This is a genomic window from Gordonia jinhuaensis (genome assembly GCF_014639795.1).
Taxonomy (GTDB): domain Bacteria; phylum Actinomycetota; class Actinomycetes; order Mycobacteriales; family Mycobacteriaceae; genus Gordonia_B; species Gordonia_B jinhuaensis.
On the sequence record NZ_BMGC01000018.1, the window covers coordinates 1 to 16,159 of the forward strand.

The 16,159-nt window shown below is 65.5% G+C and carries 14 protein-coding genes and 2 pseudogenes; 13 read left to right on the forward strand and 3 right to left on the reverse strand.

Features of this window, described 5'->3' with window-relative positions; translation table 11 throughout:
- Nucleotides 1-398: 398 nt before the first annotated feature.
- On the reverse strand, nt 399-629 hold the full coding sequence (locus tag IEW22_RS20125) for a hypothetical protein (protein ID WP_229742587.1): 231 nt from the start codon (nt 627-629) through the stop codon (nt 399-401).
- A gap of 36 nt (nt 630-665) precedes the next feature.
- Here IEW22_RS20125 and IEW22_RS20130 point away from each other — a divergent pair.
- The 7 genes and pseudogenes from IEW22_RS20130 to IEW22_RS12515 all read left to right on the forward strand — a co-directional run.
- A pseudogene (locus tag IEW22_RS20130) lies at nt 666-731 on the forward strand (hypothetical protein); the annotation flags it as partial.
- A 255-nt stretch (nt 732-986) separates the two neighbouring features.
- A pseudogene (locus IEW22_RS12490) lies at nt 987-1,253 on the forward strand (DsrE family protein); the annotation flags it as partial.
- A 324-nt stretch (nt 1,254-1,577) separates the two neighbouring features.
- Nucleotides 1,578-3,431 carry a molecular chaperone DnaK gene (dnaK, locus tag IEW22_RS12495; protein ID WP_188586945.1) on the forward strand — a complete coding sequence of 618 codons (1,854 nt, stop codon included), beginning with the start codon at nt 1,578-1,580 and terminating at the stop codon, nt 3,429-3,431.
- Nucleotides 3,428-4,060, forward strand: coding sequence for a nucleotide exchange factor GrpE (gene grpE / locus IEW22_RS12500; RefSeq protein WP_188586946.1), 633 nt, complete (start codon nt 3,428-3,430; stop codon nt 4,058-4,060). Before dnaK ends, grpE begins: the two co-directional genes overlap by 4 nt.
- Nucleotides 4,061-4,224: 164 nt before the next feature.
- Nucleotides 4,225-5,412: a molecular chaperone DnaJ gene (gene dnaJ, locus IEW22_RS12505; RefSeq protein WP_188586947.1), complete on the forward strand. Its 1,188-nt coding sequence runs from the start codon at nt 4,225-4,227 to the stop codon at nt 5,410-5,412.
- Complete coding sequence (locus IEW22_RS12510) at nt 5,409-5,831, forward strand: heat shock protein transcriptional repressor HspR (protein ID WP_188586948.1); 423 nt, start codon at nt 5,409-5,411, stop codon at nt 5,829-5,831. Before dnaJ ends, IEW22_RS12510 begins: the two co-directional genes overlap by 4 nt.
- A gap of 192 nt (nt 5,832-6,023) precedes the next feature.
- A complete protein-coding gene (locus IEW22_RS12515) occupies nt 6,024-7,232 on the forward strand; it encodes a hypothetical protein (protein ID WP_188586949.1) in 1,209 nt (402 codons plus the stop codon).
- 13 nt (nt 7,233-7,245) lie between these two features.
- Here the strand turns inward: IEW22_RS12515 and IEW22_RS12520 are convergent, their stop codons facing one another.
- Complete coding sequence (locus tag IEW22_RS12520) at nt 7,246-8,439, reverse strand: globin domain-containing protein (protein WP_188586950.1); 1,194 nt, start codon at nt 8,437-8,439, stop codon at nt 7,246-7,248.
- 223 nt (nt 8,440-8,662) lie between these two features.
- Here IEW22_RS12520 and IEW22_RS12525 point away from each other — a divergent pair, with 223 nt between their 5' ends.
- From IEW22_RS12525 to IEW22_RS12535, 3 genes are read left to right on the forward strand one after another with little or no spacing between them, the layout of a single operon-like run.
- Complete coding sequence (locus IEW22_RS12525; protein ID WP_188586951.1) at nt 8,663-9,847, forward strand: amidohydrolase family protein; 1,185 nt, start codon at nt 8,663-8,665, stop codon at nt 9,845-9,847.
- 47 nt (nt 9,848-9,894) lie between these two features.
- Nucleotides 9,895-10,734: an NmrA/HSCARG family protein gene (locus tag IEW22_RS12530; protein WP_188586952.1), complete on the forward strand. Its 840-nt coding sequence runs from the start codon at nt 9,895-9,897 to the stop codon at nt 10,732-10,734.
- Between the two features lie 51 nt (nt 10,735-10,785).
- Nucleotides 10,786-12,345: an MFS transporter gene (locus IEW22_RS12535; RefSeq protein WP_188586953.1), complete on the forward strand. Its 1,560-nt coding sequence runs from the start codon at nt 10,786-10,788 to the stop codon at nt 12,343-12,345.
- Between the two features lie 63 nt (nt 12,346-12,408).
- Here IEW22_RS12535 and IEW22_RS12540 read toward each other — a convergent pair whose 3' ends face one another.
- Nucleotides 12,409-13,386 carry a helix-turn-helix domain-containing protein gene (locus tag IEW22_RS12540; protein WP_188586954.1) on the reverse strand — a complete coding sequence of 326 codons (978 nt, stop codon included), beginning with the start codon at nt 13,384-13,386 and terminating at the stop codon, nt 12,409-12,411.
- 152 nt (nt 13,387-13,538) lie between these two features.
- On the opposite strand from IEW22_RS12540, the gene IEW22_RS12545 reads away from it, so the two are divergent.
- The 3 genes from IEW22_RS12545 (at nt 13,539) to IEW22_RS12555 (ending at nt 16,123) form a co-directional block, all read left to right on the forward strand.
- Nucleotides 13,539-14,396 (forward strand): alpha/beta hydrolase, encoded by an 858-nt coding sequence (locus IEW22_RS12545; protein ID WP_229742589.1) that lies wholly within the window; start codon nt 13,539-13,541, stop codon nt 14,394-14,396.
- Nucleotides 14,393-15,232, forward strand: a complete 840-nt coding sequence (locus IEW22_RS12550; RefSeq protein ID WP_373284182.1) for an alpha/beta hydrolase — start codon at nt 14,393-14,395, stop codon at nt 15,230-15,232. Before IEW22_RS12545 ends, IEW22_RS12550 begins: the two co-directional genes overlap by 4 nt.
- A 66-nt stretch (nt 15,233-15,298) precedes the next feature.
- Nucleotides 15,299-16,123 carry an alpha/beta fold hydrolase gene (locus IEW22_RS12555; protein ID WP_188586956.1) on the forward strand — a complete coding sequence of 275 codons (825 nt, stop codon included), beginning with the start codon at nt 15,299-15,301 and terminating at the stop codon, nt 16,121-16,123.
- Nucleotides 16,124-16,159: the final 36 nt, after the last annotated feature.

Below are 16,159 nucleotides of genomic sequence, written 5' to 3' on the forward strand. Positions count from 1 at the left end.
AACAAGCCGACATCAGAGATCGGCGACATACTCATGCCCATCACCGGCCTAAACGTGCTCAACACCTTTCATCACACCTCAAAAGCCGATCGGTGGATCGAGGCTTAGACCATCTCGAACAGAGTCTAAGGAATTTGGTTGTAGAGAGAAGGCCACCCTCCGCTAACGTAGAGATTGTCGTGCTCGATGCCTCTCGGATTCGCCCGAATGCTGAACTCTTCTCGCGCCCTTGATACTAGCTGCAGCGCCGATGGCACCCGGATCTCGTAGGCCGTGCACGGCGCGGGTCCGCCGTTGCTGCTCGCGTCATGCTGGCTCAGCCATCTCGAATTCGATTGGGAGAGCCCGGTCTGGCACCACTTCCTCACTTATCTTGGCCGGATCGCGACGGTGATCCGTTACGATAACCGGGGCTTCGGAACGTGGAGGATTTCGGTCTCGACGCCCGCATTGCCGAACTCGCCGCGGTCACCGACGCCGCCGGCCTCGACAAGTGCTATCGCCGACGCCCGGCTGATGACGCTCGACAGCGACAACCACATCACTCTCGCCGACGAGGCGGTGTAGCCGGACGTGGTCGACGAGATGCGGTCGTTCATCGCCAGCGACGCGGTCTCGGCAATCGACACCCAGCCCTGCGCAGCCTCAGTGCTGGCGAACTCGGCGTGTTGCGTCTGGCGAGCAGTGGCTATGACAACTCGGCGATCGCGTATGAACTGTCGTTGTCGGTCCGCGCGGTCGAGCGTCATATCGGAAGCATTTACTCGAAGTGGGGGCTCACCGGCCGTTCGGCGCGGGCGGCTGCCGTCGGGGCCTGCTTCGAGGGTGAACCTACGTCCCACCTGGGTGCGTGTCACCCGCCGTCGCCAGAGCCTCGATGGCGTCCGACACGGATTAGCCCGCGCCCACATTTTCCTAGCGTTGATCGTGTCGAAGCCGGCAGCTCGAAAGACTGCCAGGCAACAAACTGGGCGCCGTCCAGGAGAGGTCGTCCCACCACCATGTTCCTCACAAAGGAGGCCGTCCGGCTGGCGGTCAAAGGCGTGGCACTGGGGACCGCCTGCGCGGAGTGCCCGTCGCTGGAGAGTCTGATGGAGCGCTACGAGTCCGCCGGTGGCCGGTACCTCGTCTGTCCGATCTGTGTGAACTCCAAACAGATCGATCCGTCGACCTTCATCTCGGGAGCCGAGATGGGCGGCACGGTGCAACTGTGGGAGTGGATCGGCGACGGCGCCACCGCGTTCAGCTATTGAAGTGGTGATCACGCGGAATCGGGGTCAACGCCGTGGCCGTCGTACCCGTATTGCTGACGGCCGCGGCATCGCGCCCGGCCCATATCGACCACCGGACCAAACTTGATCGACATCGACTCAACTTTTTTCTCCAGATCGGGAATGGACTCCCAGACTCCTGAGTTGCACCCTGTGACGAACTTGAGCGTGACCGGCTCAGGGCTACTTGACGAGGTGATCCTCGCCGGGTAGGACTTGAGTCGGACGCGCTGAAGTTTTGCATCAGACGTGCACACACGAACTGCTCCGGACGCCGGAGCAGCCCATATCAGGAGGCAAACAAACATGGCTCGTGCTGTTGGAATCGACCTCGGTACCACCAACTCGGTGGTGTCCGTACTCGAAGGTGGCGAACCTACCGTCATCGCCAACGCCGAAGGCTCGCGTACCACTCCGTCCGTCGTCGCCTTCGCCCGTAACGGCGAGGTGCTGGTTGGCCAGCCCGCCAAGAACCAGGCGGTCACCAACGTCGACCGCACCATCCGTTCGGTCAAGCGCCACATGGGCGAGAGCGACTGGAACGTCGAGATCGACGACAAGAAGTACACCCCGCAGGAGATCAGCGCCCGCACCCTCATGAAGCTCAAGAGGGATGCCGAGAGCTACCTCGGCGACGACGTGACCGACGCGGTCATCACCGTCCCGGCGTACTTCAACGACGCGCAGCGTCAGGCCACCAAGGAAGCCGGCCAGATCGCCGGCCTCAACGTGCTCCGTATCGTCAACGAGCCCACCGCTGCCGCACTGGCATACGGCCTGGACAAGGGCGAGAAGGAACAGACCATCCTCGTGTTCGACCTCGGTGGTGGCACCTTCGACGTGTCGCTGCTGGAGATCGGTGACGGTGTGGTCGAGGTCCGCGCGACCTCCGGTGACAACCACCTCGGTGGTGACGACTGGGATCAGCGCATCGTCGACTGGCTCGTGGAGAAGTTCAAGGGCACCAGTGGCATCGACCTGACCAAGGACAAGATGGCCATGCAGCGTCTGCGTGAGGCTGCCGAGAAGGCCAAGATCGAACTGTCTGCATCGCAGTCCACCTCGATCAACCTGCCCTACATCACCGTCGACGCCGACAAGAACCCGCTGTTCCTCGACGAGACGTTGACCCGCAGCGAATTCCAGAAGATCACCAACGATCTGCTCGAGCGCACCCGCGCTCCGTTCCAGGCCGTGATCAAGGACGCCGGCATCTCCGTCGGCGACATCGACCACGTGGTGCTGGTGGGCGGTTCGACCCGTATGCCGGCCGTCACCGACCTGGTGAAGGAACTGACCGGTGGCCGTGAGCCCAACAAGGGTGTCAACCCCGACGAGGTCGTCGCCGTGGGTGCCGCACTGCAGGCCGGTGTGCTCCGTGGTGAGGTGAAAGATGTTCTGCTGCTTGACGTGACGCCGCTGTCCCTCGGTATCGAGACCAAGGGTGGCATCATGCACAAGCTGATCGAGCGCAACACCACCATCCCGACCAAGCGGTCGGAGACCTACACCACCGCTGAGGACAACCAGCCGTCGGTGCAGATTCAGGTGTACCAGGGTGAGCGCGACATCGCCGCGCACAACAAGCTGCTCGGATCGTTCGAGCTCGCCGGTATCGCCCCTGCGCCGCAGGGTGTTCCGCAGATCGAGGTCACCTTCGACATCGACGCCAACGGCATCGTGAACGTCACCGCGAAGGACAAGGGCACCGGCAAGGAGAACACCATCCGCATCCAGGACGGCTCGGGCCTCTCGAAGGACGAGATCGACCGGATGATCAAGGATGCCGAGGCTCATGCCGACGCCGACCGCAAGCGTCGCGAGGAGGCCGAGACCCGCAACCAGGCCGAGTCGCTGGTCCACACCACCGAGAAGTTCCTCAAGGACAACGAGGACAAGGTGCCCGCCGAGGGCAAGGCGAAGGTCGAAGAGGCCATCGCCGGAGCCAACGAGGCGCTCAAGGGTGACGACATCGCCGCCATCAAGAGCGCGATCGAGAAGCTCAACACCGAGTCCCAGGCGCTCGGACAGTCGATCTACGAATCGGCTGCCGCCGCGGGTGCCGCATCCGAGGGTGCTGCCGGTGCGACCGCTGCCGACGACGGTGTCGTCGATGCTGAGGTCGTGGACGAGAGCGCCACTGACGAGGAGAAGAAGTGACATCAGCGCAGCCCGGCAACGACGGCGCAACCGAGCCGGAGAACGGGGCTGCCGAGCCGGTGACGGTCACCGATCGCCGACGGATCGATCCCGAGACGGGAGAGGTCCGCGGCGGCGGTGCCGACACCGCGGGAGCCGCCGACGAGGCGCAGGTCTCGCCTGAGGCCGACGAGGTCGAGGTGGTGCGCGCTGAGCTCACCGCAGACCTGCAGCGAGTACAGGCCGAATACGCCAACTACCGGCGACGCACGGCCAACGACAAGCGTGAGGGCTTCGAGAGCGGCAAAGCGGCGTTCATCTCCGAACTGCTGCCCGTTCTCGACGATCTCGACCGCGCCCGTGCACACGGCGATCTCGAGGCCGGGCCGCTGAAGTCGGTCGCCGACAAGATCGCCGGCGTCTTCGGCAACCAGGGCGTCATCGCCTTCGGCGCCGAGGGTGACGCGTTCGACCCGGCACTGCACGAGGCCGTGCAGCATGAGGGAGACGGATCGAACCCGGTGATCGGGTCGGTGTACCGACAGGGCTATCGCCTCGGCGACAAGGTGTTGCGCACCGCGATGGTCACCGTCACCGACGGAGTCGATGAACCGGCCGCCGATTCGGCGACCTCCGGTCAGGAGAACTGAGTTGTGAGAGTTCAGGCGCCGCCTCGCCACGGCGGCGCCTGAACTCTCCTCTCCCGCACTCGTGAGCCGTCACAGACAAGTGAAAACAGCTATACATACAGACATAGCGATACATACCCATCACCACATACACAGACTTTTCAGACATGAGGAGGTGACGCCCGGTGGCCCCGCAGCGTGAATGGCTCGAGAACGACTACTACAAGGACCTGGGCGTTGCCCAGGACGCTTCGGCCGACGAGATCAAGAAGGCCTACCGCAAACTCGCGCGCGAGCTGCACCCGGACGCCAATCCCGGTGACACCGCGGCCGAGGAGCGATTCAAGCGCGTGTCGGAGGCCAACAGCATCCTGTCGGATCCCGACAAGCGCAAGGAATACGACGAGACCCGCCAGATGTTCGCCGGCGGCCGATTCCGCGGAGGCGGAAACGGATTCGGCGGTCAGACCCCCGGGTCGGGCGGCTACCCCGGTGGATTCTCCACCGGTGGCGGTGATTTCAACGTCGAGGATCTGTTCGGCAACGACGGCGGCGGTCTGGGCGACCTGTTCGGCGGACTGTTCAACCGCGGTCAGCGTGCAGGAGCCACCCGCCCCCGGCGTGGCAACGATCTCGAGACCGAGACCACATTGCCGTTCCGTGCCGCAGCCCTGGGCACCACAACGCCCATCACATTGACCAGCCCGGCGCCGTGCACGAACTGTCATGGCAGCGGCGCGAAGCCCGGTACCAGCCCGCGGGTGTGCCCCACCTGTAACGGTGCCGGCGTCATCAGCCGCAACCAGGGTGCCTTCGGCTTCAGTGAACCGTGCCCGGATTGTCAGGGCACCGGCTCCAAGGTCGACGATCCCTGCCCGGTGTGCGACGGCAACGGCGTGACGGTGCGTACCCGCACCATCAACGTCCGCATCCCCGCCGGCGTCGAGGACGGTCAGCGCATCCGCTTGGCCGGACAGGGTGAGGCCGGCCTGCGCGGCGCGCCCTCGGGTGACCTGTACGTGCTGGTACACGTCACGCGCGACAAGATCTTCACCCGCAGCGGTGACGACCTCAAAGTCGAGCTACCGGTGAGTTTCTCCGAACTCGTGCTCGGTGCGACGGTCTCGGTGCCCACACTGGAGGGATCGGTGGGTGTGAAGATCCCGCCGAACACGTCCGACGGTCGTACGTTGCGCGTACGCGGCCGGGGTATCCCCAAGCGGTCGGGCACCAAGGGAGACCTGCTGGTCACCCTCAAGGTCGCCGTTCCGCCGACTCTCGACGAGGCGGCCACCGAGGCGCTGCGCAAGTATCAGGCGGCCGAACGCGCGAGCGGCTTCGAGCCGCGCAGCGGGTGGGGAGGTGAACGATGAGCGATCATCCTCACGAGAGCGCCGGACATGCCAGCGGATATGAGGGACCGACCTTCGTGATCTCCGTCGCCGCCGAACTCGCCGGAATGCATGCGCAGACCCTGCGCAACTACGACCGGCTCGGGCTGGTGCGCCCGCAGCGTGCCGCAGGCGGAGGTCGGCGGTACTCCGAACGTGACGTCGAACTGCTCCGCGAGGTGCAGCGGCTCTCGCAGGACGAGGGAGTCAACCTCGCCGGCATCAAGCGGATCATCGATCTGTCCAATCAGGTCGACGCGTTGCGGTCGCGGATCACCGAACTCGAATCCGAGCTGCGGGCACCGCACCGTCATCCCACGGGTGGCGGCGAATTGGTGCCGATCCCGCGCACCAGCGCGCTGGTGGTGTGGCAGCCACGCCATCGGCGAGTGTCGGGTTGAGGGTGAACCCGTCGGTGTGATCAGATCGACCATCTGAACGGACTACACAGATGCCTCCACCTGGGAGGTCGGCGTGAGCGGCGCCACGTCCGCCGCTACTCTATGGGCGCCGGAGTTGCCCGACTCCGGCGCCCTTTGCCATGCGTAGCCGTGTGCGGGGTTGAGTAGGCACGAGAGCTTGGGGGATGACAGGTGCCCGATGTTCTAGGCATTTCGTTCGACGGTGATCAGGTGTCGTCGGTGGTGGTCGACGCCGACAGCGGGGAACTGCTCGCCCACAACGTCGTCGACTCCGCAGGTGACTCGGCCGACGAGGCGCGGTCGGTGGTCACCGAACTCGTGGAATCCTCACCGTTCCCGATCGAACGCGTCGGCGTCACCGTCCGCGACCCCGCACATCAGGCGGAGCTGGCCTCGGCCTTCACACCGGACAAGCAGGCGCCGGACTGGTATGCGAAGGTGGTCTTCTCCGAATCGCCTGTGGCGTACGCCTTCCTGGCCAAGTCCGTCCTCGGCTCGCGCGGCGTCGCGATCGTTGCCGATCTCGCCGCCGACGGTGCACCGTATCCCGACCTGTCGGTCGCGGCGGTCGACACCGCCACCTCGTCTCCGGTGTGCGCGGCGTCCACACCCACAGACGCGCACCGTGTCCCGGTGACCGATCCGGCCGGCGCCGACAGTCTGGCCGATGGCATCGCGCTCATGCCGGTGGGCGATCAGGCCGCCACAACTCTGCTCGCGTGCGGTGTCGGTGCCGACCTGCCCGGTGTCACACCTGCCCTCGAGGCGGCACTGGACATGCCGGTGCAGGTGGCCGATGATGCCGCGTTCGGCGCCGCCACCGGTGCCGCGCTCGCGGCGGCCGCCGCCCCGGCACCCGCACGCGGGATGGCCGGGCGCTGGTTGGTGGCCGGCTCGGTCGCCGCTGCCGCGGTGCTGTTGTCGGCGGGCGTCGCCAGCGCGATGCTGCTGACGGGCAACGACAACAAGACCCAGAACGTCGCCGAGACGCAGACGATCTCCACCACGAGCTCTGCTGCGCCCGCACCGACCTCGACGGTGACGCACACGAAGCGGCCGACACCGCGCCGGACGATCACCCCGGTGCAGACGCCGATCGAGACGCCGACCACCACCGAGATCGTGCCGACCACCACAGAGGCTCCGCCGGTGGTCACGTCGTCGGTCGAGCCGACACCCACCGAGACCGAGACGTCCACGGTCGCGCGCCGGCCCGACCGCGACGTCACTGTCCCTTCGCGAGGTGTCTCGGGTCCGTCGATGACTTACACCTACACGCCGCCGACGACGAAGGCGACGCAACCCGACACCGACACAGACGACGGCTCCGGCGAGAGCGACCCAGCCGAGTCCGGCAGCGGATCGACTCCGTCGCAGTAGCACCCAGCCCCGTTCAGCGTCCCTCGGCGCACAGCGGATCCAGCTGAATGTAGCGGGCTGGCAGTCCCGCGGCGATCAGCCGAGCACGTGTGGCGGCCATCATCTCCGCTGATCCGGCGATGAGTGCCTGATGGTCGGCGACGTGATCGCCCGGTTCGGAGCCGGTCTGCAATACGGCCTCGACGCCGATCCCGTCCCGCCAGGCCACCCCGAGATCGTCGGGTGTCGGGCGATCCTCGAGCCACCACGGGTTCTCCCGATGCTCGGTCACCGCGATCACGCGCAGCCAGGGATTGGTCGCGGCCACCGCGGTGAGAGTCTCGAGGTCGAACAGATCGCCCGGGTGGCGTCCGCAGTAGAAGAACCAGGTGAGCGGGCTGTCGGCGCGCATGGCCATCTCGAAGACCATCGCCCGCAGTGGGGCCGCGGCGGCGCCCTCGGCGATCATGATCACCGGCCGGTGCGGTTTGATGTGCAGCGCGCCGTGAGCCTGCGCCAGCCGCCACACGTCGCCGGGCCGGGTCTCGGTGACGATCGAACCGGTCACCTCCGACCCCGCCCCCTCCTGGCCGGATGCTCTCTGCACGTGGAACTCCAGCTGGCCGGCCGGGTTGGGCGGAGTCGCCGGGGACAGCATCTGCCAGCTGGTCGGCCACTGCTGGATGGAGACCTCCACATACTGGCCTGCGCGGTGGAGCAACGGTGCGTCGGCGATGAGTCTGATCACCGCGGCGTCGCGGCTCACCCGATACGTCTCGACCACCGTGGCCGAGACCCAGGCCGGGCCCTGCGCCGAAAGGGCGGCGCCACGCATCACCCCGGTGAGCAGCAGCATCGAATGTTGCGCCGACGCGGCCACCTCCGGCGTCCACGCCGATCCGAGCAGCTGTGGCCACTGCGCCATCAGCGCCTCGTACATCCACGTGTAGTGAACGTCGGTCAGACCGTACTTGCGGTGGTCGCGGGCGAGCCGACCGAGGAACTCCACCAGCTCGGTCGGATCGGTCTCGTCGGCGATCGCGGTCAGCACGTGGTCGAGCACGAGACCGAACGAGCGGCGCGTCTGCTCGAGGTTGGCCGGGAACAGCGCGCGTAGTTCCGGGTGCGCCGCGAACAATCGCATGTACACGCCATCGACGAAATCGTGTGACCCCGCGCGCAGGTGGTCACGCAACACCACGATCTCGGTGTGTGCGTGAGTGGTCATCGCGTGTGTTCCCCCGTACTGCCTTGCCGTTGCCCTGTGGCCTGTGGCCTGTGGTCTGTTGCCCAGTGGCCTGTTGCCCTGTGGCCTGCCAGACCACGATAGAGCCAATGCCAGTGTTGACCGGTTTGTGCTGTGCCGCAGAGTGTCCCCGCGTCGTGTCCACGGCGTTGTGGACTTGCCGCATCTGCGGTCCGCACTCGTGGCAATGGATACAGTCGGGTACATGCCGCTTCCACTCTCCTACATCGAGGACGGCTCACGACCGGCGTTCCGATCCTCGGCGTGTGGTCTCGGCGAGTCGGTGGGTGCAGGGATCGTCGACACACAGCTGACATTGTTCGATCTGGGCTGGCCGTATGAGGCGCGCGATTCGCTCGCGGAACGCACCCGACGGGCCGCGCGGGCTCGCCGACGCGCGGTGGCGCTGTCGATGAACTCGAACAATCGCATCGTCGGGTTGTCGCGTCGTCGCCTGATCCGCGGGTACGGGTTGGATGACTATCTCACCGATCTCCAGGAGCTGACTGCCGAACCTGGTACGACGGTCGATTCGGTACTGGTTGCCGCACCGACACGCGACGGTCTCACCGACCCGGACACCGCGTCGTTCGTGATGTGGGTCGAGTCGCTGGGATTCGGGGCAGCCGGTGCGCCGTCACTACTCGGTGTGATCGCCCATGCGGATCCGCGCGACGACGGCTTCGGCCCGGCGATCGACACCGCGCTCATGACCACGTCGAGTCTGCGAGGGATCCGGATGGGGTGTGCCTGGCACCCCGACCCCAAGGTCACCCGTTTCGCCAGTCGCCCGAAGATCTTGCTCAGCCCCGACTTCCTCAGATCTTTCGCTGCCGTCGCCGAACGCGATCTGCTGTTCGAGGTGCCGCTGTACTCCCATCAGTTGCGTGACATGTTGGCGCCGGTCAGGGAGTATCCCGAGTCGACGTTCGTCTTGGAGTACGCGGCGTTGGCGCCCGGATTGTTCGGCCCGGTGGGTGAGCGGACCGGTGTGACCGCTGCCGCTCGCGCCGAACTGTTGCGGCGCTGGCGTGAGGACATGGCCGCGCTCGCACACCATCCCAATGTGATGGTCAAGCTGGCGGGTCTGGCACATCCGCTGCTGGGCTACGGGCCCGAGCGGCGCGGCAACATCGGCTCTCAGGAGACACTGGCCGAGATGATCGGACCGCTGATCGACTTTCTGCTCTTGCACTTCGGACCGCGGCGCCTGATGTTCGCCACTGGGTTCCCGATCGACCGGGCCAACGCCACCGTCCCGATGCTGGCCGGGGCTGTCTACGACACACTTCAGCCACGTGGTGAGTCGGTGCTGCGAAAGGTGTTCCGCGACAACGCGCTGTCGCTGTACTCACATGCGGATGGATCGAAGACCGCGGCACAGGGCTGACGCGCCCGCATCTGTTAGTCCTCTCCACCTCACCAGGAGGTCAACTCATGTCGGATGAATTCGTCATCCTCGGAGCCACCGGCGGCCAAGGTGGTGCGGTCGCGCGGCAGTTGCTGCGCACCGGACACAGGGTTCGTGCGGTCGTGCGAAACCCCGAGTCGACGCGATCGCGAGAGCTCGTCGAGGCCGGTGCCCAGCTCGCGGTCGCCGACCTGACGAAGGTCGATCAGCTCGCCGAGGCCTTCGCCGACACTGCCGGGGTGTTCGCGGTCACAACGCCGTTCGAGGACGGCGAGGATGCCGAACTCGCGCAGGGCGACGCCATCCTGACCGCTGCGACGCGATCGGAGGTGAGACATCTGGTGTTCTCGTCGGTCGCCGCCTCCGCCGCCTTCACCGGCGTCCCGCATTTCGACACCAAACACCGCATCGAGGTGGCGTTGCAGGAGACGTCGTTGCGGTACACAATCCTGGGATGTACGTACTTCTACGACAACATGATGGGTGATCGCGACGCCATCGATCAGGGCGTGCTGATGATGCCGATCCCCACCGACGCGCAACTGCAACAGATGTCACGAGATGACCTCGGGCAGTTCGTGACCGCTGTCTTCGACGCACCCGACGACTTCGGGGGCCAGCGGATCTCACTGGCCTCTGATTCGGTGACTCCGACGCAGATGGCGCAGACCCTGACCGAGGTGCTCGGTCACCGGGTGCAGGCCGAGTCCTACGACCCCGATCGCATCGACAACGTCGACATGCGCACGATGTGGAAGTACTACGCCGATCACCGGTCTTTCGTCGACATCGACGACTTGCACTCGCGCTACCCGTCGATCGGCTGGACCTCATTCGCACAGTGGGCACAGGGCGCGCTCGGGTGACCGGCGAGCAGTCATGACGGCAACGGCGCAGACCGCGGAAGAGGGTTCGGCGTGGGCTCCGTTGCGCCGCAAGTGGTTCCCGCGCTCTTCATCGCGCAACTGGTGTCCAACATCGGGCTGTGGATGGAGACCGTCGGTGCACAGTGGTTTCTCGTCGACCGCCACGCCGGACCAGTGGTCATCGCACTCGTCCAGACCGCGAGTCTCGCGCCGACGCTGCTGCTGTCACTGATCGCCGGTGTCTTCGCCGACACCTTCGATCGGCGGCGCCTGCTGATCTGGCTGTCGTTGTATTCGGCGATCGTCGGTTTCGTCATGGCGATTCTGGCCTGGACCGACGTGCTGACCGCGGTCGGTCTGCTGGTGACGACCTTCCTCCTCGGTGTCGGGGTGGCGCTCACATCGCCACCGTGGCAGGCGATCCAGCCAGAGCTCGTCGACCGCGACGAGATCCCGGCGGCCTCGTCGCTGGGCAGCTTCACCGTCAACGCGGCGCGGGCGATCGGGCCGGCGATCGGCGGGGTGTTGGTCGCCGCCGCAGGGCCGGCTGCGGTGTTCGCGCTCAACGGGGTGAGCTATCTGGCGGTGGTCGCGGCGTTGATCGCCTGGCGGCGGCAACCCCAACAACGTGTGGTCGAGCGCGAACACCTGGGCACCTCGATGCGGGTGGGGGTGCGGTATCTGCTCGCGGCCCCCACGGTCCGTCGAATCCTGTTGCGGTCGTTTCTGTTCGCCTTCCCCGGGTCGGCGTTGTGGGCGCTGCTGCCGGTGGCCACGTCGAAGCATCTGCACCTCGGTTCCTCCGGCTATGGGCTGGTGCTGGGGGTGTTGGGTGTCGGCGCGATGATGGGTGTGGTGGTGGTCGGGTGGGCACGCCGGAAACTGCCCAGCAGCGTCATCCTCGCCGTGTCGGCACTGCTGTTCGCCATCGCCACCGCAGCACTCGCCGTCGCACCACTGTGGGTTGTCCTGGTGGTGTTGTTCATCGCCGGCATCGCCTGGATCGAGACGCTCACGACGCTGAACGCCGGCCTGCAGCTCACCCTGCCGGCGTGGGTGCGCGCCCGGGGGATGGCGATGTATCTGATGGTCTTCATGGGGTCGCAGTCGATCGGCTCGCTCATCTGGGGTGCTGTGGCCTCGGCGATCGGATTCCGCGACGCCCTGTTCATTGCCGCACTGCTGTTGATCCTCGCGGCGGTCAGCGTCTGGTTCTGGCCGCTCAAACCCACCACCGGCACCATGAACCGTGATCTGTCGATGGCCTGGCCGACGCCCACGCTGATCTTCGAGCCCGCACCCGACGACGGGCCGGTGTTGGTATCGATCACCTATCACCTGAAACCGGGCTCCCTCGCGGACTTCACGAAAGCGATGGCGCGAGTGGGACGTTCGCGTCGACGCACCGGCGGGCGCAGTTGGCGGCTTTACTGCAGCGCCGACGACGACAATCTGGCCGTCGAGCAGTTCGTGGTGGAGTCCTGGTCGGAATATCAGCGTCAGCATTCGCAGCGATGGACCGAATACGACCATGAGGGTGTCGCGGCGGCGCTGCAGTTCACCACTGACGGTGTGACGCATGAGGAGAGACTGTTCGGGCTGTCGGCGTGATGCAGATGTAGCTGTAGACGTAGATGCGGTGGGAAGCGCCGACGCCCGGTCTTGATGAGCTGGTTACTCCTGTGCAGGGAGCTTGTGAACGGCGCGACTACGCTGGCGCCATTCCGATGGTGACATCCCGAATTCACCGCGAAATGTTCGGGAGAAATGCGCGTGGTCGGCGAATCCGCAGTGATGGGCGATGGTCGCGATCGTGGCGTTTTCCGCGCGGGGATCCTCCAGCATCCGTGCGGCACGAGCGAGTCGGTGCCGCCGCATGAGAGCACCCAGGTCGATGCCGCGACGCTCCAGGATCGTGTAGACGTAGCGCTCGGAAATCGCGAATGTCGTTGCGATGGAACGAATCGACAGCTGCGGATCCTCCAGTCGCGACCGCACGTATTCCTCGACGCGCGTCGCGAGCGACCGGCTCTCCGATTCGCGGCCGCCGGTCGTCGCGGCGTCGACCCGGGTGAGCAGCAGGCGGATGAGCGCCAGGGCTGGCGCTTCCAGTGAGGTCTGTTCGGCCAGTGGGGCACGAGGTGCATTGCGTGCGGTGCTGCGCAGGAATGCTGACACCGCGGCAGTCGTTGCCTGGTCGGGGTGGATCACCCGTCCGAGCTGCTCGTATACCGCCCCCGGGGTGAGGTCGAGATCGTCGAACGAGACCTGGAACGTATGCCCGTGTGTGCCGTCGGTGAAGCGCAGGCGATAGGGCTCATCGGTCATACAGACCGCCATGTCGCCGGCGCGCAGTGTGACGGTGCCCTGGTCGCCGTCGATCACCGACGTGCCGGATTCGATCACCGTGATCAGAGCGCTGTGCCTCGGGGTGGCTCGCGTCAACCGTGCGCTGCGCACCACGTCGGCGCCGCTGGCTTTTGTCGACAACAGGTGGACGCAGCCCAGCTCGGCGACGCGGGAATGTACGTGGATGTCGGATTCGGGATGGGGATCCAGCTGCAGCGGCACCGGTGCGGTCAACATCCGCTCCCGCAGAAATTCGACCCGATCGGTGACCGGAAGCCCCTCGACGTCGATGATCGCACTCATCTGCGCTCCCTTCGGATGGTGACCACTTTAGCCTCGTCGTCAAGGCAGTGCGGTGTGGTGCAAGGCTTGTGCACGTCAGGTCAAGACGGCCCGCATGCGGGGGGCTGACGATGACAGACGTCACGAGCGGGCCACGACACCAGGAGGGCGCAGTGCCCGAAACCGCATCAACTCTCACCGAAACCGAACGGGCGGAAGTAAATTCGGCCAATGATTCTGGACGGCGACCGGTGGTCTTCGTCCACGGTCTCTGGCTGCTGTCGAGTAGCTGGGATCGATGGCGTGCGATGTTCGACGACGCCGGCTATGCGGCCGTCGCGCCCGGGTGGCCGAACGACCCGACATCTGTCGAGCAGGCACGAGCGGATCCGGACGCGTTCGCCGCGACGATGGTCGGCGAGGTGACCGACCACTACCTGGAGGCCATCGCGGAACTGACGATGAAGCCCGCGGTCGTCGGGCATTCCTTCGGTGGCTTGATCGCGCAGAAGATCGCTGGTGAAGGAGCGTCGTTGGCCACTGTCGCCATCGACCCGGCCCCGTTTCGCGGCGTGCTGTCGGTACCGCTGTCGTCACTGAAGTCGTCGGCTCCGGTCGTCTCCCATCTGAGCAGCCTTCGTCACGGTGTCACACTGTCGTTCGACGAGTTCCGCTACGGCTGGGCCAATGCCCTCGATGAGGACGAGGCACATGCGTTGTACGACGAATTCCATGTCGCGGCCGCGGGAAACCCCATCTTCCAGGCCGTCACGGCCAACCTCAATCCGTTCACCGAGGTCCGCGTCGACACGAAGAATCCCGACCGAGGCCCGTTGCTGTTGATCGGTGGCGAGTCCGATCACACCGTGCCGGTCAAACCGACCGAGCAGGCCTACAAGATCCAGTCGAAGAACGACGGCATCACCGAATTCGTGGTGATGGCCGACCGTGGGCACTCGCTGACCATCGATCACGGCTGGAGTGAGGTCGCCCAGACGACACTCGACTTTCTGGAAAGGTTCGCTCGATGACGGGAAAGAATCGGCCGGATCGTCGGCTGTCGTACGCGGCGGCCACGGTGTGGACATGTCTGTGTGTGGTCGCGGCGTGTGTCCTCGCACTCATGTCGACGGCATTCGCCGACGCGGCCACTCGGCCGACAATCGTGCTGGTACACGGCGCATTCGCCGATCAGACCAGTTGGGACGGCGTCGCCGCCGACCTGCGTCATGATGGATACCGCGTTCTCACACCCGTCAATCCGCTGCGTTCGCCGTCCTACGACGCCGCCGCAGTCGAGCGGACCGTCCGGGAGATCTCGGGACCCGTCGTCCTCGTCGGTCATTCCTATGGTGGTGCGGTGATCACGAATATCCACGATGCGTGCGTGGTGAAGCTCGTGTACATCGCGGCGTTCGCGCCGGCTGCGGGCGAGCCGATTTCGTTTGCTATCGATCCGCTGCAGTTCCCCGGCAGCAGGTTGGTCCCGCCCGCGTTGGCGTTGAAAGTGGTGCCGGACCCGACGACGAGAATCGGCGTCAATCTGGACGGCTACATCGAACCGTCGCAGTTCAAAGAGGTGTTCGCGCAGGACGTCGACGACGCGACGGTGGCGACCATGATCGCCCATCAGCGGTCGATCGCCGCGTACACGAATATCGAGCCCAGCGGTCCGCCGTCGTGGGCCACCACGCCGAGCTGGTATCTGGTATCCCGGCAGGACCGGGTGATTCCGCCTGCGGCCGAGCGCTTTTACGCGACGCGGATGCATGCTCACACACGCGAGATCGACTCGTCTCATGCGTCGCTGGTCGCCCATCCGGCGGCGGTCGCCGATTTCATCGCGGGTGCAGCCGCCGCCTCCTGAGTCCGACACGCCCGTGTCGGCAACACCCCGAGAATTCCTCCTCATTGCTTCGGTGAAAGGCTCGTCATGCCAACGATCACGACATCAGACGGCGTCGACATCTTCTACAAGGACTGGGGATCGGGTCAGCCGATCGTCTTCAGCCACGGATGGCCGCTCTCGTCGGACGACTGGGACGCCCAGATGATGTTCTTCCTTGCCAAGGGATTTCGTGTTGTCGCCGTCGATCGACGCGGACACGGACGCTCGGCTCAGGTGGCCGTCGGCCACGACATGGATTACTACGCCGACGATCTGGCCGCTGTTGTCGACCATCTCGATCTCCACGACGCGGTACACGTCGGTCACTCCACCGGTGGCGGTGAGGTGATCCGGTATCTCACCCGTCACGGGCATGATCGAGCCGCGAAAGCTGTTCTGATCAGCGCGGTTCCGCCGCTCATGGTTCAAGACGAATCCAATCCCGGCGGTACGCCCAAGGACGTCTTCGACGGTATCCAGGAGCAGGTGGCGACCAACCGCTCCGACTTCTTCTGGAACTTCGCATCGGGCCCGTTCTACGGATACAACCGGCCCGATGCCACGCCGTCTGCGGGCATCATCGCCAACTGGTGGCGGCAGGGGATGATGGGTGGGGCGAAAGCCCACTACGACGGCGTGGTTGCGTTCTCCCAGACCGACTTCAGCGACGAGATGCGGTCCGTCACGATTCCTGTTCTGGTGTTGCACGGCGACGACGATCAGGTAGTGCCGTACGAAGATGCGGGCGTTCGATCAGCCGAGATCTTGCCGAACTCCACACTGAAGATCTATCCGGGTTTCCCGCACGGCATGCCCACCACCGAGGCTGCGACGATCAACGCCGACATCCTGAAATTCATCACGACATGATCTGAGGAGTCTCGTCAAGAAACGAGTCTCGTCAAG

Excerpts from the sequence above, each read along its gene's own strand:
- dnaK (WP_188586945.1), top strand. The coding sequence starts at position 1,578 with ATGGCTCGTGCTGTTGGAATCGACCTCGGTACCACCAACTCGGTGGTG.
- IEW22_RS12510 (WP_188586948.1), top strand. The coding sequence starts at position 5,409 with ATGAGCGATCATCCTCACGAGAGCGCCGGACATGCCAGCGGATATGAG.
- IEW22_RS12520 (WP_188586950.1), bottom strand. The coding sequence starts at position 8,439 with ATGACCACTCACGCACACACCGAGATCGTGGTGTTGCGTGACCACCTG.
- IEW22_RS12525 (WP_188586951.1), top strand. The coding sequence starts at position 8,663 with ATGCCGCTTCCACTCTCCTACATCGAGGACGGCTCACGACCGGCGTTC.
- IEW22_RS12530 (WP_188586952.1), top strand. The coding sequence starts at position 9,895 with ATGTCGGATGAATTCGTCATCCTCGGAGCCACCGGCGGCCAAGGTGGT.
- IEW22_RS12540 (WP_188586954.1), bottom strand. The coding sequence starts at position 13,386 with ATGAGTGCGATCATCGACGTCGAGGGGCTTCCGGTCACCGATCGGGTC.
- IEW22_RS12550 (WP_373284182.1), top strand. The coding sequence starts at position 14,393 with ATGACGGGAAAGAATCGGCCGGATCGTCGGCTGTCGTACGCGGCGGCC.
- IEW22_RS12555 (WP_188586956.1), top strand. The coding sequence starts at position 15,299 with ATGCCAACGATCACGACATCAGACGGCGTCGACATCTTCTACAAGGAC.